Origin of the sequence: Pandoraea sp. XJJ-1, assembly GCF_026802345.1 — a bacterium.
In the GTDB taxonomy this organism is placed as follows: Bacteria; Pseudomonadota; Gammaproteobacteria; order Burkholderiales; family Burkholderiaceae; genus Pandoraea; species Pandoraea cepalis.
Genome location: NZ_CP113827.1, coordinates 1,829,656 through 1,847,998, shown reverse-complemented (window position 1 = coordinate 1,847,998; position 18,343 = coordinate 1,829,656). Strand labels below are relative to the sequence as shown.

Sequence of the window (18,343 nt, the reverse complement as noted above, 5' to 3'; positions counted from 1 at the left end):
CTCATGCCGAGCCTGCCTCGCCTGCGCGCCCCTCGTCACACTAGCCACGGCCTGCGCGCCGTGTGCCTCTTGGCGCTCGCGTTCGCGCTCGTCACGGGCACCGCACCGACGACGGCCGCATCGGCAAACGCCAGGATGGCCACGACGTCCAGGGGGAAGACAGCGGCAAAGCCCGGCGCCAAAGGCCCGCGCAAGCCGCCACCGTTCGAATTCGCGGTGCTGGGCAACACCCCCTTCGGCAACACGGAGGTGCCGGTGGTGCGCAACGTGCTCGCGAGCATTGGTGACAGTCAGGCCGTGTTCGTCGTCCATGCGGGCAATCTCAAAAGCGTGACAGAGTCGTGTCGCGACGAACTCGTCACGCAGCGCCTGAGACTTCTCGCCAGTTCGCCCAAGCCGCTCATCTACGTACCTGGGGCGAACGACTGGGCCGATTGCCAGCGCGCCACTGAGGGCGGCTACAACCCCGTGGAGCGGCTCGACTTCCTGCGCGATCAAGCGTTCAGCGACGATGCGTTGCTCGGCCCCGGCCCCGTGGGTCACGCGCCACTCGATCTCACGCGTCAAAGCGACATGGCACGCTTTCGCCAGTATCACGAAAATGTGCGATGGTTCTATAACGGCGTGGTATTCGTCGGCCTGAATCTGCCCGGCAACAACAACAATTACCGCTCGGCGGGGGGACGTAACGGCGAATTCGAGGATCGGGCCGTGGCGACGCGCGTCTGGCTGCAGCATGCGCTCGTCTACGCGAAGCAGAAGGATGCGGTCGGCATGGTCATCATTGCGCAGGCCGATCCCGCGTTCGAACCGGCGCGACGCGCAGGGCTGGGAAGTCTTTTCTCGGATCGCGTGGGACGCCACGGCGTCGACGGCTTCAAGGAATTCCGGACGCAGTTGCTACGGCTCACGAATCGCTTCAAAGGACCGGTGCTGCTCATCGACAGCGGCAAGACAATGCGCCACGTGCAACCGCTGCGCGATGCCCACGGCGCACCGGTGAAGTCGTTCACCCAACTGAGCACCTACGGCTCGCCAACCGCGAATCGATGGGTGCGCGTGCAGGTCGATCCGGGAGCGTCGCCGCTCTTCCGTTTCGAGGGGGTGACACTACCGTCCAATAGCACCGCGGCACCTAACACTCCGCGCGGCGGCGCAACACCGGCGCCCGGCGGAACCCCTGCCGGTGCGGCAGCGCCGACATCCGGCAGCTTGCCCCACGCACTGCCCTACGCAGCGCCCTATTCGGCACTCTACCCGTCGTCCGGCATGTCGAACGACCTGGGCCCGGCCGCGTCGGATCCCAATCAAGGGGTCATGCCCATCGGGCCGGCGCTCCATCCGAACACGGGGACGCGCACCCCCGGGCGCGGCAACTGAATGCTCGCCTGAAAACGCAAACGCCGAACCAGGCGCATTGCATGTCGCAATACGCCTGATTCGGCGTAAGCCCGCGTACGGCGTGTGCGTCTTGCGTCACTTGCCCGGCCATGCGCCATCCGGCGGCAGCGGGCAGCGCGACGCGTCAGCCTCAATGCAGCGTGGGCGCGTCGTCCTGATCTTCGTCTTCGTCGACAACTTCAAGCCCCGACGCGCCATGGGCGTGCTGGTGCTCGATTTCTTCTTCCGTCGCCTGACGCACGTCGGCCACCTTCAGCTCGAAACGCAGTGCCATGCCCGCGAGCGGGTGATTGCCATCGAGCACGACCTTGTCTTCGGCAACGTCGGTCACCGTGTAGATCAGCGTGTCGGCCTCCTCGTCGCCATCTTCCGGCGAGCCTTCGAACTGCATGCCGACTTCGAGCGGATCCGGGAAACGACCACGCGCTTCGATCTTGATCATCTCGGGATCGTAGTCGCCGAACGCGTCGGACGGTTCCAGTTGCAGCTGCGTTTCATAGCCCACGTCCTGCCCGTCGAGCGCTTCCTCGATCTTGGGGAACGTGCCATCATATCCGCCGTGCAGGTAAACCATCGGCTCGGCGCCGCTTTCTTCGATCAGGTTGCCCTGAGCGTCCGACAACTTGTAAGTTACCGAGACGACGGTATTCTTTTCGATCTTCATCAAACTCTCCGAAAAACAGCCCGCATTATACGCGCAGCTGCATGACATCGCCCCGCGCGCAAGCCAACGCCACCTTGAATCGTACAACGGCGTGCATGGCGCAGCCCTCTCTTGATGCATTGATCCACCCATGACGACATCCCGCACCCCCTCGCCTCTGCTCGGCGGCCTCGCGCCGGACGCATTCATGAAGCGCTACTGGCACAAGCGTCCGCTCCTCATCCGGCAGGCCATTCCCGGCTTCACGGCGCCGCTCTCGCGCGACGCGCTGTTCACGCTGGCGGCGCGGGACGACGTTGAATCCCGATTGATCAGCCATGCCCGCAAACGTTGGCAACTCGAACATGGGCCGTTCGAGCCCGATGATCTGCCCCCGTTGAGTCGCAAGCAATGGACGCTGCTCGTACAGGGGGCGAATCTCCACTCGCCGGCGGTCGACGCGCTCATGCAACAGTTTCGCTTCGTTCCCGACGCGCGTCTGGACGACGTAATGATCAGCTACGCCACCGACGGCGGCGGCGTCGGCCCGCACCTCGATTCCTACGACGTTTTTTTGCTGCAGGCGCATGGCAAGCGACGCTGGCGTATCGGACCGCAGCGCGACACCACGTGGCTCGATGGCGTGCCGTTGCGCATCCTGAAGCACTTCGAGGCCGAAGAGGAGTGGGTACTGGAACCGGGCGACATGCTGTATCTGCCGCCGGGCTATGCGCACGATGGCGTAGCGCAAGGCGAGTGCATGACCTACTCAATCGGCTTTCGCGCGCCGCTGGAGCAGGAAATGCTTCAGAACTTTCTGTACTACCTCGCGGAAAACGCGCCCGCACTACCGTTCGCCCGCCATTTTGCGGGCCGTTACGCCGACCCGGGACAATCGGCCGTCAAACATCCGGCTGCGCTACCCGATGCCATGATCGAGACGCTTGTGGCGCAGCTCGAAAAAGTACGCTGGGGACAAAAAGAGGTCGAGGATTTCCTTGGGTGTTGGCTGAGCGAGCCCAAGTCGCATGTGTTTTTCGATCCGCCGGAGACCCCGCTTTCGGCGACAAGATTCGTGCGCGAAGCGGCTGCGCGCGGCTTGACCCTCTCGCCCAAGACGCACTTGTTGTATCGACGCAACCGATATTACGTCAACGGCGAGCCGCTCGACGTCCCTGTCGATGCGCGCGCGACCTTGCGGCGCCTCGCTGACCGTCGTCAGTTAAATGCAGGCGAATGTGCGAATTTGGGGCAAAAAGACCAAGAAATCGTCGAAATTCTGTACGATTGGTATGCTTCCGGGTGGCTGCAGGTGGAAAGTGACCGGAAGACCCCGCTAAAGTTGCGCGCCGTAAGGAAAAAAGCGGAGAAATGACGCGAGATTGACGTGACGGGTTGGGGAAAACCCAATATAATTTCTCGCCAAGCAGCTTGCATGACCAAGGGTAATCCTCAATTGCCAATGTCTCGCAATCGGCTTTGCGCTGGCAAGAGCGTATTACCGTAATTAATATTCATTCGCTTGTCTTCTACCATAAAAGGACGTGATCATGAAGAAGTCTCTCCTCGTCGCTTCGTTGTTGGCTATCGCCCTGACCGCCTGCGGCAAGAAGGAAGAAGCCGCTGCACCGGCCGCTGACACGGCTTCGGCTGCTGCCGCTGCTGTTGCGGATTCGGCTGCTTCGGCCGCTTCGGCTGTCGGCGCTGCTGCTGACTCGGCTGCTTCGGCTGCCGGTGCTGCTGCTGATGCCGTTGCTTCGGCTGCTGACGCTGCTGCCAGCAAGTAAGCGCTCGCTGCCGCAAGGCAGTTGAGAAAAAAGCCGGTCGAAAGACCGGCTTTTTTGTTTGTCGCAACGCTTCGCGCTCAACTCAGGCACCCTGCCTGCATCAAGTCACGTCCTGTATCGCTAGCACGTCAGCCAATCGAAGCCCCCCGCCTGCGTCGCCACGAGGATCTCGGTGCCCGCCGAGCCGATGACTGACGACATCGCCGCCATCGCCAGCTCGGGCGTATTGTTCTGCTCGCTCAAATGCGCACCGATCACGCGCTGCAGCTTCCTCCGGTCGATCGCTCCCAGAATCTCCGCCGCCGCGTCGTTCGCCAAATGGCCATAGGTGCCGCCAATGCGCGCCTTGAGCGATGCCGGATACTTGCTGTTCGCCAGCATGTCTCGGTCGTGGTTGCATTCGAGCACCAGCGCATCGCAGCCACCCAGTGCCGCGACCAGATGCGCCGTCGCGCACCCCGCATCCGTGAGCACACCCAAACGGCGTGCGCCGTCGGAAAACACGAACTGCAGCGGCTCGCGCGCGTCGTGAGGCACCGTGTAAGGATGAAGCTCGATAGCGCCCACGGCGAGCCGCTCATCGGCGCGGCACCAGCGCACGAGGGCCGCGTCGCCCTCGCCCTTGAGCGTGGCGTGAACCTTGACGGCCCGCCCCGTTCCCCAGCTCATGATGAGGGGAATCCGGTACTTGCGAGTGAGGGAAAGTGCGCTGCCGATGTGGTCGGCATGCTCGTGGGTGATGACAATGGCGTCGAGCGACGCCACGTCGATCGCGCGTGCCGTCAGGCGCCGCTCGACCTCCCGCATCGAGAAACCGCAATCGAGGAGAATGCGTGTCGTGGAGGCGCCTTCCGACGCCTCCACCAGCAGGGCATTGCCTTCGCTGCCACTGCCAAGACTGGCGAACCGCACGCCCCGCCTTAACGGAGTTGGTTGCCGATCACACTGATGATCGTCTGTGCGATCTGCGAGTTATCGACGTTACCCTTATCGTCGAGCACCTGCACACGGGTCTGGCTATCGCCGCGCCCCTGCACGTTCACGCTAAGCTTTTTGGCCTTCTTGCTGTCCTGCACTTCCTTCGCATGGAACAAGCTGTAGAAGAAACCGTTGTCCTTCGCCAGCGATGCCGGATCCACGTAGCTCACGAAGTAAATGCCCTTCGCTCGGTCGCGATCGTCCACGGTGAAGTTACCGCGATCAAGCGCCACGCCGACACGGCGCCAGGCCCGATCGAACGGCTCGTTGATGTCGAGATACGCGGCGTCGGCCGTCTTCACGATCTGGCTCGACGGGCCGCCCGCCTTGGCACCTTCGACTTGCTCCTTGGCCTGATCGGCCTGCACGCCAAAGCGCTGCATCAACTTGGTCAGGAAGATCGCCTCGAGACCCGGATCGTTCGGCGCCGGCTCCCACTTGGTCGTGTCCTTCTGCGCGTTCGTGAACACTTCCACCATGCGGCGGTGCGTGATGTAGACGTCCGTACCGCCATTCGGATCACGTTCCACGCGCGTGCGGAAGCGATCGCGTTCGCCGGTCGAATACAGGCTGTCGAGCACCTTGCCGAGCAGATCGCGGATGATGTCCTGATTCAGCTTGGCGCGGTTTTCCGCCCAATCGGTTTCCATCACGCCCGTGTCCGGCGAATCGATCGTCAGCACAAAGCCGTTCTCTTGCCAGAATTCACGCAACGTCGGCCACAGGTCGCTCGGTGCCTTCTGAATCACCAGCCAGCGCTCGTTGCCGTCGCGCACGACCTTCATACCGGGCACCGCCGGCAGCACCGTGTCCGTCGGGTTGGCCGCGACGACCTTCTGCTGGTTCTCGTAGGTCGACAGCGTGGCGATGCCGGCCGGCGACACGTACTTCCGGTCGGTCGCCTGGACGTTCGTCAGATCCGGCGGGACGTCGAGCGAGGGGCCGGTCTTCGAGCTCTTGTAATCGACCTTGTCCGAGGACAAGGCGCTCGAGAGCGAACTGCATCCGGCGACGAGGGCCAACGAGGCAATAGCGGCCCATGCCAGCACGGGACGAGCTACGGAATTACTGACGATTCGTTTCATGAGTCGCAAAAAAAGGGGTGGGCAATCGAACCCGGGTGCCGGAACGACCGGTTAGACAACGGCGATGTTGGCCGACTTGAGGGCACCAAGCACCGTGTCGTGGTAAGGCTGCGCCAGCGGCGTGAGCGGCAGGCGGATGCCCGACGCGATCATGCCCATCTGTTGCAGCGCCCACTTCACGGGGATCGGATTGGCTTCGACGAACATGGCGCGGTGCAGTTCGAACAACTGGAATTGCAGTTCCCGCGCCTTGGCCACATTGCCGGCCAGCGCAGCCACGCACAACTCGTGCATCGCACGCGGTGCCACGTTGGCAGTGACCGAGATATTACCCTGACCGCCCATGAGCATGAGCGCAACAGCCGTCAGGTCGTCGCCGCTGTACACGGCGAAGCTCTTCGGGGCACGCCGGATCAGGTCGATGCCGCGATCCAGATTGCCCGTGGCGTCTTTCACGCCAACGATGCCAGGCACTTGCGCCAGACGCAGCAGCGTGTCGTTGCTGGCATCCGCCACGGTGCGGCCGGGCACATTATAAAGAATGACCGGCAGCTCGACGGCTTCGGCAATGGCGCGGAAGTGCTGGTACTGGCCTTCCTGCGTGGGCTTGTTGTAGTACGGCACGACCTGCAGCGACGCGTCGGCGCCCACCTGCTTTGCATGTTTCGTAAGTTCGATGGCTTCCGCCGTCGAGTTGCCGCCCGTGCCGGCAATCACCGGCAGTTTGCGACCGCGCGACTCGCCGGCTTGTGCGGCTTGCTGCACGGCGATCTCGATGAGTTCGCAGTGCTCCTCGACGTTGACCGTCGGCGATTCGCCCGACGTGCCGACGATCACGATGCCGTCGGTGCCTTCGTCGGCGTGCCAGTTGATCAGGTTACGCAGTGCTTCACGGTCAAGGCTGCCGTCCTCTGCCATCGGGGTGACGATCGCGACGATACTGCCTTGCATCGGAGTTTGGGTAGTCATGGTTGATCGAACAATTCAGCGATAAGGGTGGATTGTAGCGGATTCCGCCGCCGGCTCGTACAGGGCGGCATTGCCGGGGTTTTCCCCGGGGGCGGCACGCGTGGCGCACACGCGCTGCACGCACGCCGCACGCGGCGCCGCCAACGTGACATCCTCGAACCCCGCCACACGCAAACCGGCCTCGCGCGCCACGTCGAACAATTCACCGGGAGCCAACAGAAACTGCGGATTGGACGGCTTTCCGTACCGTTCGTTTCCCTGCGCAAAGGTTTCGTAAATCAGCACGCCGCCCGGCGCGACACTGGCCGCGATACGCGAGAAGAGCGGTCGATGCAAATAGTTCGTTACGATGACGGCATCGAAGCGCTCGCCCTCGGCCAACGGCCACGGCGCGCCTTCCAGGTCGGCCGTCAGCGTCGTCACGTTCGCCAGCATTGACATCGTGGCAAGCGCCGCCTCGTCGCGATCCACGGCGATGACATGCATGCCGCGCGACGCGAGCCAACGCGCGTGGCGTCCTTGACCGCAGGCCAGATCGAGTGCGCGGCCGCCCGACGGCATCAGATGCGCCCAGCGCACCAGCCACGGCGACGGCGCGCCAGTACCGTGCGCACTACCGCCGTGCAACACGCCGGGAGCGAGCGCGTTCGTCATGAATATTGCAGCCCCATCGCTTCACGCACGTCGCGCATGATCTCCTGCGCGGACCGTCGCGCCTTCTCACATCCATCGGCCACGATGGCGCGCAGCAGCGACGGATCGTCGACGTACTTCTGGGCGCGTTCGAGCATCGGTTGCTGCTCGCGCAGAATGCCTTCGATGACCGGCTGCTTGCACTCGATACACCCGATCCCTGCGCTGCGGCAGCCCTTCTGCACCCAGTCGCGCGTGTCGCTGTCGCAATAGACCTGATGCAGTTGCCACACCGGACACTTCTCCGGGTCGCCCGGATCGGTTCGACGCACGCGCGCGGGATCGGTCGGCATTGTGCGCACCTTCTTGGTGATCGATTCCGCGTCTTCGCGCAAGCCAATGGTGTTGTTATACGACTTCGACATCTTCTGACCGTCGAGTCCCGGCATGCGCGACGCCGGCGTGAGCAACGCCTGCGGCTCGACCAGAATCAGCTTGCGTGCGCCTTCGAGATAGCCGAAGAGTCGCTCGCGGTCGCCCATGGACAGCGACTGCGACTCGGAGAGCATCGCGCGTGCCTGTTCCAGCGCTTCGTCGTCGCCCTGCTCCTGGTACGCCGTACGGAGCTCGAGATACAGCTTCGCGCGCTTGCCGCCGAGCTTGCGTGCGGCGGCCAGCGCCTTTTCCTCGAAGCCGGTTTCACGGCCGTAGAGATAGTTGAAGCGGCGCGCAATTTCGCGCGTCATTTCGACGTGCGGCACCTGGTCCTCCCCCACCGGCACGTGCAGCGCGCGGTAGAGCAGAATGTCGGCCGCCATCAGCACCGGATACCCGAGGAAGCCGTATGTCGAGAGATCCTTCTCCCTGAGCTTCTCGATCTGTTCCTTGTACGTCGGCACGCGCTCGAGCCAGCCCAGCGGCGTGCTCATGCCGATGAGCAGCGCCAGCTCGGCATGCTCGGGCACCTTGCTCTGGATGAAGAGCGTGGCCTGATTCGGATCGATCCCTGCGGCAAGCCAGTCGATCAGCACGTCCCATACGTTCTGTTCGATGACTTCCGGCGTCTCGTAGTGCGTGGTGAGCGCGTGCCAGTCGACCACACAGAAGTAGCACGGGTATTCCGACTGAAGCTGAATCCAGTTCTTGAGCACGCCATGATAATGGCCGAGGTGGAGACGACCGGTCGGTCGCATGCCGGAGAAAACGCGTTCGGGATACATGGTCTCGTTATATTCTGCAAAAACTTCAGGAAATCAGCGACAACAGCGGCGTGAGCATCCAGACGATGAAGTCACGCCCCCACTGAATCAGCGGCCACAGCCAGACACGGCCGAGCACACCGCTCACCACCAGGGCCATCACGATGAAGAACCCATAGGGCTCGACGCGGGAGAGGCGATAGGCTGCGCGCGCCGGCAGCAGCGACACGAGCACGCGGCCGCCATCGAGCGGCGGTACCGGAAACAGGTTGAACATGCACATCACGAGGTTCACCAGGAGACCGGCCTGCGCCATCATCATGAAGAACGGCTCGTGAACGCCGGCGATTTGCAGCCCTACACCGAACACAGCCCACAGTATTGCCTGGACGAAGTTGCACAACGGACCGGCCAGCGCCACCCAGATCGTATCGACGCGCGGATTGCGCAGGCTGCCGAACGCCACAGGCACTGGCTTGGCATAGCCGAACAGAAACGCCCCGCTCGTCATGAAGTAGAGGGCAAGCGGCACGAGCACCGTGCCGATCGGATCAATGTGCTTGAGGGGATTGAGCGTCACGCGCCCCATCAGATAGGCCGTGGGGTCGCCAAAATACTTTGCGACATAGCCGTGCGCGGCCTCATGCAGCGTAATCGCGAAGAGGACGGGGAGCGCGTAGACCGCAACGGTCTGGATCAGGTCTGCATTCATAGCCGCGTATTGTAGCAAGCCGACCTGCGCGCCAGTATTACCGCGTATTGTAAGTCGGGCGACACGCGCCCGTTCACGACAGGCCGAACGGCGCCAGCGAGCCGCGACCGCGACGCAGCACCTCGGGCGGCGTCACCGTCAGGTCGACCACCGTGGACGGTTCTTTAGGACAGGCCCCGCCGTCGATCACCAGATCCAGTTGCTTTTCCAGGCGCTCACGAATCTCGTCGGGGTCGTTCAGCGGCTCGCTTTCGCCCGGCAGAATCAGGGTGGTGGCGAGCAACGGCTGCCCCAGCGCCTCGAGCAGCGCCAGCGTGATGGCATGATCCGGCACCCGCAGACCGATCGTCTTTCGCGAAGGATGCGAGAGCCGGCGCGGCACCTCCTTCGTCGCTTCGAGAATGAACACGTAGGGCCCCGGCGTCGTCGCCTTGATCAACCGGTATTGCCGGTTATCCACCATGGCGAACTCGGCCAGCTCCGACAGATCGCGGACCAGGAGCGAGAGCAGTTGCTTGTCGTCGAGACCGCGAATACGACGCAGGCGTTCGACGGCCTGCCGGTCGTCGATATGACAGGCGATCGCGTAGCTGGAGTCGGTCGGCAACGCCACGATGCCGCCCTTATCGATGATCTGGGCGGCCTGCTTGATGAGTCGTGACTGAGGATTTTCCGGATGGATCTGGAAGAATTGCGACATAGCGTCGAAAAGTTACTGCCAGCGGCTCCAGACCGGGGTGAGATCGTCGGGCAGCGCAGGCAGCTTGCCGAGCAGCGCACGGCTCTCGGTCGGTCCATGGAAATCCGAGCCACGCGACGCCAGAAAATCGTAGCGGCGTGCGACGTCGGCATACTCGCGGTACTGATCCGGCGTATGGCTGCCGGTCACCACTTCGATGGCCTCTCCGCCCAGTTCGCGGAACTGATCGAACAGTACCCCGAACTCGAGCGGCGTGAATTTGTAGCGTCCCGGGTGTGCCACGACGGCAATGCCCCCCGCCCCGCGGATCCAGCTCACGGCATTCTCCAGCGTGGCCCAGCGGTGCGGCACATAACCCGGCCGCCCCTCCGCGAGATATTTCGAGAACACATCGGAAACCGACGTGCATTTGCCGATTGCTACGAGATATCGGGCGAAGTGCGTACGCGAAATCAGATCGGGATTCCCGACGAAACGCAGCGCCCCCTCGTACGCATGCGGAATGCCCGCGGCCGCCAATTGCTCGCTCATCTGCTGGGCTCGCAACGCCCGGCCACCGCGCGTGGCCGCCAGTCCATCGATCAGCGCGGGATTATCGGGATCGAGATTCAGCCCGACGATATGCACCGTGCGGTTCGCCCACGTAATGGAGATCTCCACACCGCTCACGTACCCCATGCCGAGCGCTTCGGCCGCCGCGCGCGCTTCGCGCTGGCCACCGATCTCGTCGTGGTCGGTCAGCGACCAGAGGTCGACACCGGCCTCAAACGCCACCTGCGCCACCTCGGACGGCGCCAGCGTGCCGTCGGACACTCGGGAATGACAATGAAGATCCGCATTAAGCATGATGAGCCGCCGGGGGGGTGACATATTGCGTCCGCCCGGCACCGCCGTATGACGTGGTTGTGACGCCCTCATTCTACCGCTCAAGTGCCCGCGGCGCGAGTGACCCGCGGCTTCACTCCCGGCAGAAGTCGTCAATCAACCGGGCCACGACGTCGGGTTGGTCGTGATGCAGCATATGACCGGCATCCCCCACGAAAGCCTCCGTCAAATTCGGAAAGACCTCGAAGCGCTCCCGGAACGCCGCCGTCCCCTGCGCCCCGACGAAATGTCGCAGCACGTCCGAGTCCGTGGCTTCCACATGCAGGACGGGCGCGCTCACGTTGCCCCATACCGCCATCGCTTCATCGAGCCGGTACGGGTACGGATTGGCGACCTTGTGCGCCGCATCGGCAAGCAAATGCCATTGTCCGTCGGCGTCCTGGCGTGCCCATCGTTGTGCCAGCCAGTCCGCCCGCGCCTGCGTGAGGCGCGGATTGGTCTTGCGCAGCCGCGCCACCACCGCGTCGAGCGTGGCATAAGGACGCAACGTCGGCGCATGCCGCAAATCGTCGAGCCAACGGCCGAGCTGACGGATCGCCGCGATCGGCTGCGACGGCGGCAGACCGAAGCCCTCCAGATTCACGAGACGCCGAACCCGCGAGGGCCGCACCCCGGCATACAGACACGCGACGTTGCCGCCCATGCTGTGGCCAATCAGGCGGACCGCTTCGCCGGGCTCCGTGTAGACGTCGAGCAGGGCGTCGAGATCGGCGAGGTAGTCTGGAAACCAGTAGCTGCCGCAGCGGCCTTGCGCCACCGGCCAGTCGGTGAGGCCAAAGCCGCGCCAGTCCGGGGCGAGCACATGCCAGCGCTGCGCCAGCGTTTGCGCGACGAAATGGAACGACGCCGACACGTCCATCCAGCCGTGCAGCGCGAACAGCTTCGGCGCGCCGGGCGTGCCCCACTGCCGGACATGGTGGCGCAGGCCGCGCACCGTCAGAAATTCGGATCGCGAATCGGTCATGGCGCAAGCAGAAAGTGAAGATCGAAACGATTGAGGAACGCCGAGTCTATCAGCGTCAAAAATGACGAATCGGCCGCGCCGTTACGCGAGCGCCTGCAGCGCAGCCAGTTCGTCGTCGTCGAAGCCCGCCGCCCGGCGGGCCTCCAGGTTGAACGGCCCGCGCAGACGCGGCGCACCGTATTGCGCCGCGAGCCGGGCATAGGTCTCGATGGGATCGCATCCGGCGCGCTCACAGCCCCAGCGATACCAACGGTTCCCGATGGCGACATGCCCGATCTCGTCGCGCAGGATGATATCGAGAATGGCGGCCCCGGCGGCGTCGCCCGCGCTCGCCAGCTTGGCCTTGATCGGTGGGCTGGCGTCGAGCCCGCGCGCCTCCAGGGTGCGTGGCACCAGCGCGAGGCGAGCGAGCCAGTCGCCGGACGTCCTGCGCGCCATCTCCCATAAGCCGTCGTGCGCCGGGAAATAGCCGTAGCGGTAAGGCTCACCGAGCGTGTTCAAGTGCTGGGCAAGCAGAGAGAAGTGATATGCCTCCTCCGCCGCGACCTGAAGCCAGTCATCGTAATAATCGGTGGGCAGGCCATCGAAGCGCCACAGGGCGTCGAGCGCAAGATTGATCGCGTTGAATTCGATGTGGGTGAGCGCGTGCAGCAAGGCGGCGCGGCCCTCGACGGACGTCGCGGCGCGGTGCTTCAACTCGCGCGGCGACACCAGCCGAGGCGCGGCGGGACGACCGGGAATGCCGGCCTCCCCCGCGCGCGTCGGCGTCGCCGGCCCGGCCACCTCGAAGCAACGCTCGGGGTGCCAGCGCGCGCGGCCGTCTCGCACTGCGTCGCGAAGTGCCGTCACGCCGTGCGCCTTCTCATACGGATCGCACAGGCGCAGGAGCGCAAGCGTGTGCTCGCGGGCACACAACGCACCGGCGAATCCGGGATGCGCGTTGCCGGACGGGCAAGCTTCGCTGGAATGGCCGGGGTCGGCGTTGCGCGCGGCACCGCCGCTGGGCGCGGGAGTGAAATCGGTCATGACGTTACAATAGCTATTTCATCGATTTTAACCGCGAACCGAAGCCGCCATGCCGATCTACAAACTTGGAGACAAGACCCCCCAGATCCACGAGAGTGCTTTCGTGGCCGACACCGCCAGCATCATCGGAGACGTGATCCTCGCCGAGAACAGCAGCGTGTGGCCGGGGGTCGCGATTCGCGGCGACAACGAGCCGATCAAGGTCGGCGTGGGGACCAACGTGCAGGAAGGCGCCGTTCTGCACGCCGATCCGGGGTACCCGCTCACGCTGGCCAGCGGCGTGAGTATCGGCCATCAGGCGATGCTGCACGGCTGCACCGTGGGCGAAAACTCGCTCATCGGCATTCAGGCGGTGCTGCTCAATGGCGCGGTCATCGGCCGCGACTGTCTGGTCGGTGCGGGCGCGCTGGTCACCGAGCGCAAGACGTTCCCTGACCGCTCCCTGATTCTGGGTGTGCCCGCCAAGGTCGTGCGCGAACTGACCGACGAGGAAGTCGCGAACCTCAAGCGCAACGCCGAGGGCTATGCGGCACGCCGTCAGGTCTTCAAGGAACAGTTGGTGCGCATCGGCTGATCGCCCCGCCGGCGTGTTGAAAATGCGGTACGCGCCCCCAGATTACGCAGTATTGACGCGCCAACCACCGGCGTTCGTGCAGCATCCGGCGCGTATCTGCGCGGTCGTTACCGCGCAACGCGGCCCGCCACGACAACCGCCGTTGCCGCATTTTTCAGGAATTCAACCGTGTCCGATCAACTTCAGAAATTCATGTTCGACGCCGCCCCGGTGCGCGGCGAATACGTCAGCCTCGACGCGACGTGGCGCGCCGTGCTCGAGCGTCACGACTACCCGGCGCCGGTACGTCATCTGCTCGGTGAAATGATGGCCGCGGCCGCGCTGCTCACGGCCAACGTCAAATTCGACGGCGCCCTGATCCTGCAACTGCACGGCGATGGACCGGTCGCCATGATCGTCGTCGAATGCAACGCCGACCTGACGATGCGCGCCACGGCAAAGTACAGCGGCGAGATCCCCGACGACGCGACCCTCAAAGCGCTCGTGAACGTCGACGGCCGCGCACGCTTCGCCATTACGCTCGACCCGCGCGTGAAGCAACCGGGCCAACAGCCTTACCAGGGCGTGGTGCCGCTGTCGGATGAGCACGGCCCCTTGCCCGATCTGGCGTCGGTGCTCGAACACTACATGCATCATTCGGAGCAGCTCGACACACGCCTGTGGCTCGCGTCGGACGACCGCCACGCAGTGGGCATGCTGCTGCAGAAGCTGCCCGGCCATGGCGGCACGGCCGGCACCGGTGCCGAGCGTGCGCCCGAGCAGGACGAGGACATGTGGAATCGCGTCTGCCAGCTCGGCAATACGCTCAAGCGAGACGAAATGCTGAGCGTCGATCGGGAAACGCTGTTGCAGCGCTTGTTTTGGGAAGAAACGGTGCGCGTGTTCGAGCCGGCGGTCACGGCGTTTCGCTGCACGTGCTCGCACGAGCGGGTCACCAACATGCTGCGCACGCTCGGCGAAGCAGAAGTCATGAGCGTATTCGACGAGCGTCCCGATCTTGAAGTGGCGTGTGAGTTCTGCCGCCAGACCTATCGTTTCGACAAGGTGGATGCGGCGCAGCTCTTTACGGAGCAACTGCACGCCGCGCCGTCCGCGCAACATTGAGCGACGCGGAGATCGCGGGCATGCGCCGGACCGACCTCACCAGACACCGCATGCAGGATGTGGCGTGCGGTCGTTCGGCTCGCCACCCCGCTAGCTCGCTCGGCGCATCGCTCATGCCGCGACTCGCGTTCAACGCCAGCGCTACGCGCTCCACGCGTGAACGCCCCCCTCGGCTTGTCGTCGGCGCCCTCGGTGTCCTCGGCGCGCTGCTCCTGATGCTCGCCGCAGGCTGTGCGCAACTGCCACCGCCCGACGCGCCTGCGGCACGTCTGCCGCAGACGCAAGACATCCCGGCAATGACCGATGCCCAGAAGCAGGACCTGACACGCTTGAACAAGCGCATCTACGACGAGCAGGAAGCGACCATCGAACACGAACGCGCACAGCGCGCCATCGAGGCTGCGCTGCGCAGCAACGCCAACAACGCGTATTTCTACGGTGGTTGGGGTGGCCCTGCGTGGTATGGGCCTGGATGGTACGGACCTGGATGGTACGGACCGGGCGGATATGGCGGATATGGCCCACGCGCATCGGTGGGTGTTGGCATCGGCTTCTAGTGGGCGGCACCGCGAGATGACATAAAAAATGGCGTTCCCATGGGAACGCCATTTTGTCGTACTGTCTGCGCGCCGTACCGGCGACGCATCAGTGATGCTGAGCCTTGTGCGCCGCCTGCGCCCCGCGCTTTGCTGGGGACGAAGTCGGCGGTGCCGGCGGCGCCGCCGCGACCGACTTGTGTGCCGGCTCGGTCGACGAGACCAGTGGAGCACCCGCGGCGGAAGCGGCCTGCGGACCGCCCGAGCCGTCCGGCGCCACGAACTGAACGAACACTTCGCCGTCCTTGACCATACCCAGCTCGAAACGCGCGCGCTCCTCGATCGCCGACGTGCCGTCCTGCAGATCCTGCACTTCGCCGGCAAGACGATCGTTACGTTCTTTCAACTGCTCGTTCTTCTGCTGTTCGGCGCTCAACTCGTCGCGCAGTTCGTGCACGTAAAGCCAACCACCGTGGCCGAACCAGAGCGGATACTGGATCACCGCCAGCAGCAGCACCAGCAGCAAGGTCACCATTCGCATGCTTTCGCCTGGCAAGAATGCCGAGAAGCGCGCCTCGACAGCCGTCGGGGCGCAACCTCCCGGGAAACGGAATTAGCGCAGATTGTAGAACGCTTCCTTGCCCGGATACGAGGCGATATCGCCGAGATCCTCTTCGATGCGCAGAAGCTGGTTGTACTTGGCGATACGATCGCTGCGCGAGAGCGAGCCCGTCTTGATCTGGCCCGCGTTCGTGCCAACGGCGATGTCGGCAATCGTCGAGTCTTCGGTTTCGCCCGAACGGTGCGACACGACGGCCGTGTAGCCGGCGCGCTTGGCCATTTCGATGGCGGCGAACGTTTCGGTGAGCGTACCGATCTGATTGATCTTGATGAGGATCGAGTTGGCGACGCCCTGCTCGATGCCTTGCTTCAGGATCTTGGTGTTGGTCACGAACAGATCGTCACCGACCAGTTGCACCTTGTGGCCGAGCTTTTCGGTCAGGACCTTCCAGCCGGCCCAGTCGTCTTCCGACATGCCGTCTTCGATCGACACGATCGGGAACTTGTCGCACAGGTTGGCGAGGTAGTCGGCGAACGCTTCCGAGGTCAGCGACAGGCCTTCGCCAGCCAGCTCGTACTTGCCATTCTTGAAGAATTCGGTCGAGGCGCAGTCCAGCGCCAGGAGCACGTCGTCGCCCATGCGGTAGCCGGCGTTCTCAACCGCCTGCTGAATGGTCGTCAGGCACTCTTCGTTCGACGCGAAGTTCGGTGCGAAGCCGCCTTCGTCGCCCACGGCCGTGCTCATCCCCTTCTCGGCGATGAGTTTCTTCAGCGCGTGGAAGATTTCGGCGCCGCAACGCAGGGCTTCGCGGAAGCTCGACTGGCCCACGGGCATCACCATGAATTCCTGGATGTCCAGGCTGTTGTTGGCGTGCGCGCCGCCGTTGACGATGTTCATCATCGGCACCGGCATTTGCATGGCGCCCGAACCGCCGAAGTAGCGGTACAGCGGCAGGCCGGCTTCTTCCGCCGCGGCCTTGGCCACGGCCATCGACACGGCCAGCATGGCGTTTGCACCGAGGCGCGACTTGTTGTCCGTGCCGTCGAGTTCGATCAGCGTCTTGTCCAGGAAGGCTTGTTCCGCCGCATCCAGACCCATGATCGCTTCCGAAATCTCGGTATTGATGTGCTCGACTGCCTTCTGCACCCCCTTGCCGAGATAGCGACCCTTGTCGCCATCACGCAATTCGATCGCTTCGCGCGAACCGGTCGATGCGCCCGACGGCACTGCCGCACGGCCCATCACGCCCGACTCCAGCAGCACGTCGCACTCGACCGTCGGGTTGCCGCGCGAGTCCAGCACTTCGCGCCCGATGATATCTACGATTGCACTCATGTATTCCTCGGTATCTGTATGACAAAAACGCTAAAGGGAACCTGCTTCGCGCCGCGGCCCGTCACCTGCCCTGTTCACGTCGGGCGCTCGCGCCGAACCCTGACGTGGACGCCGGTGCGGCGCTCAAGCGCGCAACGACGGGGTACTGCATGGACGGGGAAACAACGGCACCTCGAAATAAGGTACGGCGGCCTGCGGGATGACATCGATGTCGACGGTGCGCTCGGCGTACCGCACGCGGGCATCTCCTTGTGGGCTTGCCCTCGCGGCGACTTCCGACGACCGCTGCGCGACAAGCTTAACGACTCGACGCCACGCTGCCAAGGCATCCGAGCGCTATACCCGTCCTGTGGGCGTGCTGATAGTGGCCCCAGGACGGCGTGTCTCATTTCAATTGAAATTATTTTCCAGGAACTCGCCCTGCTTCACCGCCGCATCGATCGTCTTGAGCGTGGTGAGCAGTTCGCGCATGCGCCCGAGCGGCACGGCGTTGGGGCCGTCCGAAAGCGCACAGGCCGGATCCGGGTGCGTCTCCATGAACAGGCCCGACACGCCCACGGCCACGGCGGCACGCGAGAGGACCGGCACGAACTCGCGCTGACCGCCCGAGCTGGTGCCCTGGCCGCCGGGCAACTGCACCGAGTGCGTCGCGTCGAACACAACCGGCGCCCGGGTCTCGCGCATGATCGCCAACGAGCGCATGTCCGAGACCAGATTGTTGTAGCCAAACGAAACGCCACGCTCGCAAGCCATGAACACGTCATCGGGCAGGCCGGCCTCGCGCGCGGCGTCGCGGGCCTTGTCGATGACGTTGATCATGTCGTGCGGGGCAAGAAACTGCCCCTTCTTGATGTTCACCGGCTTGCCCGACTGGGCGCAAGCACGAATGAAATCGGTCTGGCGGCACAGGAACGCCGGCGTTTGCAGCACATCGACGATAGGCGCGGCCACGGCCACATCCTCCTCGGTATGCACGTCGGTGAGCACCGGCACGCCGAGTTGGCGGCGCACTTCCTCGAGGATCTTCAGGCCCGCCTCGCGCCCAGGGCCGCGAAACGACTTGCCGGAGCTGCGATTCGCCTTGTCGAACGACGACTTGTAAATGAACGGAATGCCCAGCGCGCTCGTTATTTCCTTGAGCTGTCCCGCGACGTCGATCGTCATTTGCTCCGATTCGACGACGCAGGTACCCGCGATCAGGAAAAACGGCTGGTCCAGGCCAACCTCGAAACCGCACAGTTTCATGAGAA

At 64.1% G+C, this 18,343-nt stretch carries 20 protein-coding genes; 6 read left to right on the top strand and 14 right to left on the bottom strand.

The features are described from left to right. The first annotated feature begins 3 nt into the window (after positions 1-3). Positions 4-1,380, top strand: a complete 1,377-nt coding sequence (locus tag OYT13_RS08420) for a hypothetical protein (RefSeq protein ID WP_261938774.1) — start codon at positions 4-6, stop codon at positions 1,378-1,380. A gap of 151 nt (positions 1,381-1,531) precedes the next feature. Here the strand turns inward: OYT13_RS08420 and OYT13_RS08415 are convergent, their stop codons facing one another. Then, positions 1,532-2,065: an FKBP-type peptidyl-prolyl cis-trans isomerase gene (locus OYT13_RS08415; RefSeq protein WP_017233004.1), complete on the bottom strand. Its 534-nt coding sequence runs from the start codon at positions 2,063-2,065 to the stop codon at positions 1,532-1,534. A gap of 130 nt (positions 2,066-2,195) precedes the next feature. Between OYT13_RS08415 and OYT13_RS08410 the strand changes: the two genes are divergently transcribed. Both OYT13_RS08410 and OYT13_RS08405 read left to right on the top strand, forming a co-directional pair. Continuing rightward, positions 2,196-3,419: a ribosomal protein uL16 3-hydroxylase gene (locus tag OYT13_RS08410; protein WP_268567586.1), complete on the top strand. Its 1,224-nt coding sequence runs from the start codon at positions 2,196-2,198 to the stop codon at positions 3,417-3,419. Between the two features lie 175 nt (positions 3,420-3,594). After that, a complete protein-coding gene (locus tag OYT13_RS08405) occupies positions 3,595-3,831 on the top strand; it encodes a hypothetical protein (protein WP_083902237.1) in 237 nt (78 codons plus the stop codon). A gap of 120 nt (positions 3,832-3,951) precedes the next feature. Here the strand turns inward: OYT13_RS08405 and OYT13_RS08400 are convergent, their stop codons facing one another. The 10 genes from OYT13_RS08400 to OYT13_RS08355 all read right to left on the bottom strand — a co-directional run bounded on the left by OYT13_RS08400 (position 3,952) and on the right by OYT13_RS08355 (position 12,982). Further along, positions 3,952-4,743, bottom strand: coding sequence for an MBL fold metallo-hydrolase (locus OYT13_RS08400; RefSeq protein ID WP_268567585.1), 792 nt, complete (start codon positions 4,741-4,743; stop codon positions 3,952-3,954). A gap of 8 nt (positions 4,744-4,751) precedes the next feature. Then, complete coding sequence (gene bamC, locus OYT13_RS08395) at positions 4,752-5,894, bottom strand: outer membrane protein assembly factor BamC (RefSeq protein ID WP_026131774.1); 1,143 nt, start codon at positions 5,892-5,894, stop codon at positions 4,752-4,754. Between the two features lie 51 nt (positions 5,895-5,945). Then, the gene (dapA, locus tag OYT13_RS08390; RefSeq protein ID WP_150551442.1) at positions 5,946-6,863 is read right to left on the bottom strand and encodes a 4-hydroxy-tetrahydrodipicolinate synthase; all 918 of its coding nucleotides are present in this window, start codon (positions 6,861-6,863) and stop codon (positions 5,946-5,948) included. Positions 6,864-6,878: 15 nt separating this feature from the next. Continuing rightward, the gene (locus OYT13_RS08385) at positions 6,879-7,517 is read right to left on the bottom strand and encodes a class I SAM-dependent methyltransferase (protein ID WP_017232998.1); all 639 of its coding nucleotides are present in this window, start codon (positions 7,515-7,517) and stop codon (positions 6,879-6,881) included. After that, on the bottom strand, positions 7,514-8,716 hold the full coding sequence (locus OYT13_RS08380) for a tryptophan--tRNA ligase (RefSeq protein WP_017232997.1): 1,203 nt from the start codon (positions 8,714-8,716) through the stop codon (positions 7,514-7,516). The genes OYT13_RS08385 and OYT13_RS08380 overlap by 4 nt, the downstream gene beginning before the upstream one ends. Before the next feature lie 25 nt (positions 8,717-8,741). Continuing rightward, on the bottom strand, positions 8,742-9,407 hold the full coding sequence (locus OYT13_RS08375) for a site-2 protease family protein (RefSeq protein WP_017232996.1): 666 nt from the start codon (positions 9,405-9,407) through the stop codon (positions 8,742-8,744). Positions 9,408-9,480: 73 nt separating this feature from the next. Beyond that, a complete protein-coding gene (locus tag OYT13_RS08370; protein WP_017232995.1) occupies positions 9,481-10,107 on the bottom strand; it encodes an L-threonylcarbamoyladenylate synthase in 627 nt (208 codons plus the stop codon). Positions 10,108-10,119: 12 nt separating this feature from the next. Further along, a complete protein-coding gene (locus tag OYT13_RS08365) occupies positions 10,120-10,953 on the bottom strand; it encodes a 3',5'-nucleoside bisphosphate phosphatase (RefSeq protein WP_026131773.1) in 834 nt (277 codons plus the stop codon). Positions 10,954-11,065: 112 nt separating this feature from the next. After that, positions 11,066-11,956: an alpha/beta fold hydrolase gene (locus OYT13_RS08360; protein ID WP_268567584.1), complete on the bottom strand. Its 891-nt coding sequence runs from the start codon at positions 11,954-11,956 to the stop codon at positions 11,066-11,068. 81 nt (positions 11,957-12,037) lie between these two features. Then, the gene (locus OYT13_RS08355; protein ID WP_261938776.1) at positions 12,038-12,982 is read right to left on the bottom strand and encodes a ferritin-like domain-containing protein; all 945 of its coding nucleotides are present in this window, start codon (positions 12,980-12,982) and stop codon (positions 12,038-12,040) included. A 49-nt stretch (positions 12,983-13,031) separates the two neighbouring features. Here OYT13_RS08355 and OYT13_RS08350 point away from each other — a divergent pair, with 49 nt between their 5' ends. The 3 genes from OYT13_RS08350 (at position 13,032) to OYT13_RS08340 (ending at position 15,217) form a co-directional block, all read left to right on the top strand. Further along, the gene (locus OYT13_RS08350; RefSeq protein WP_130025569.1) at positions 13,032-13,556 is read left to right on the top strand and encodes a gamma carbonic anhydrase family protein; all 525 of its coding nucleotides are present in this window, start codon (positions 13,032-13,034) and stop codon (positions 13,554-13,556) included. 168 nt (positions 13,557-13,724) lie between these two features. Then, complete coding sequence (gene hslO, locus OYT13_RS08345) at positions 13,725-14,660, top strand: Hsp33 family molecular chaperone HslO (protein ID WP_017233774.1); 936 nt, start codon at positions 13,725-13,727, stop codon at positions 14,658-14,660. 20 nt (positions 14,661-14,680) lie between these two features. Beyond that, positions 14,681-15,217, top strand: coding sequence for a hypothetical protein (locus OYT13_RS08340; protein WP_261938777.1), 537 nt, complete (start codon positions 14,681-14,683; stop codon positions 15,215-15,217). 88 nt (positions 15,218-15,305) lie between these two features. Here the strand turns inward: OYT13_RS08340 and ftsB are convergent, their stop codons facing one another. The 3 genes from ftsB to kdsA form a co-directional block, all read right to left on the bottom strand. Continuing rightward, positions 15,306-15,737 (bottom strand): cell division protein FtsB, encoded by a 432-nt coding sequence (gene ftsB, locus OYT13_RS25155; protein WP_039830300.1) that lies wholly within the window; start codon positions 15,735-15,737, stop codon positions 15,306-15,308. Between the two features lie 72 nt (positions 15,738-15,809). Beyond that, positions 15,810-17,093, bottom strand: coding sequence for a phosphopyruvate hydratase (gene eno / locus OYT13_RS08330; protein ID WP_017233777.1), 1,284 nt, complete (start codon positions 17,091-17,093; stop codon positions 15,810-15,812). A 390-nt stretch (positions 17,094-17,483) separates the two neighbouring features. Then, positions 17,484-18,338 carry a 3-deoxy-8-phosphooctulonate synthase gene (kdsA, locus tag OYT13_RS08325; protein ID WP_261938778.1) on the bottom strand — a complete coding sequence of 285 codons (855 nt, stop codon included), beginning with the start codon at positions 18,336-18,338 and terminating at the stop codon, positions 17,484-17,486. Between the last annotated feature and the right edge of the window lie 5 nt (positions 18,339-18,343).

Excerpts from the sequence above, each read along its gene's own strand:
- OYT13_RS08420 (WP_261938774.1), top strand. The coding sequence starts at position 4 with ATGCCGAGCCTGCCTCGCCTGCGCGCCCCTCGTCACACTAGCCACGGC.
- OYT13_RS08415 (WP_017233004.1), bottom strand. The coding sequence starts at position 2,065 with ATGAAGATCGAAAAGAATACCGTCGTCTCGGTAACTTACAAGTTGTCG.
- OYT13_RS08410 (WP_268567586.1), top strand. The coding sequence starts at position 2,196 with ATGACGACATCCCGCACCCCCTCGCCTCTGCTCGGCGGCCTCGCGCCG.
- OYT13_RS08405 (WP_083902237.1), top strand. The coding sequence starts at position 3,595 with ATGAAGAAGTCTCTCCTCGTCGCTTCGTTGTTGGCTATCGCCCTGACC.
- bamC (WP_026131774.1), bottom strand. The coding sequence starts at position 5,894 with ATGAAACGAATCGTCAGTAATTCCGTAGCTCGTCCCGTGCTGGCATGG.
- dapA (WP_150551442.1), bottom strand. The coding sequence starts at position 6,863 with ATGACTACCCAAACTCCGATGCAAGGCAGTATCGTCGCGATCGTCACC.
- OYT13_RS08385 (WP_017232998.1), bottom strand. The coding sequence starts at position 7,517 with ATGACGAACGCGCTCGCTCCCGGCGTGTTGCACGGCGGTAGTGCGCAC.
- OYT13_RS08380 (WP_017232997.1), bottom strand. The coding sequence starts at position 8,716 with ATGTATCCCGAACGCGTTTTCTCCGGCATGCGACCGACCGGTCGTCTC.
- OYT13_RS08375 (WP_017232996.1), bottom strand. The coding sequence starts at position 9,407 with ATGAATGCAGACCTGATCCAGACCGTTGCGGTCTACGCGCTCCCCGTC.
- OYT13_RS08370 (WP_017232995.1), bottom strand. The coding sequence starts at position 10,107 with ATGTCGCAATTCTTCCAGATCCATCCGGAAAATCCTCAGTCACGACTC.
- OYT13_RS08365 (WP_026131773.1), bottom strand. The coding sequence starts at position 10,953 with ATGCTTAATGCGGATCTTCATTGTCATTCCCGAGTGTCCGACGGCACG.
- OYT13_RS08360 (WP_268567584.1), bottom strand. The coding sequence starts at position 11,956 with ATGACCGATTCGCGATCCGAATTTCTGACGGTGCGCGGCCTGCGCCAC.
- OYT13_RS08355 (WP_261938776.1), bottom strand. The coding sequence starts at position 12,982 with ATGACCGATTTCACTCCCGCGCCCAGCGGCGGTGCCGCGCGCAACGCC.
- OYT13_RS08350 (WP_130025569.1), top strand. The coding sequence starts at position 13,032 with ATGCCGATCTACAAACTTGGAGACAAGACCCCCCAGATCCACGAGAGT.
- OYT13_RS08340 (WP_261938777.1), top strand. The coding sequence starts at position 14,681 with ATGCGCCGGACCGACCTCACCAGACACCGCATGCAGGATGTGGCGTGC.
- ftsB (WP_039830300.1), bottom strand. The coding sequence starts at position 15,737 with ATGCGAATGGTGACCTTGCTGCTGGTGCTGCTGCTGGCGGTGATCCAG.
- eno (WP_017233777.1), bottom strand. The coding sequence starts at position 17,093 with ATGAGTGCAATCGTAGATATCATCGGGCGCGAAGTGCTGGACTCGCGC.
- kdsA (WP_261938778.1), bottom strand. The coding sequence starts at position 18,338 with ATGAAACTGTGCGGTTTCGAGGTTGGCCTGGACCAGCCGTTTTTCCTG.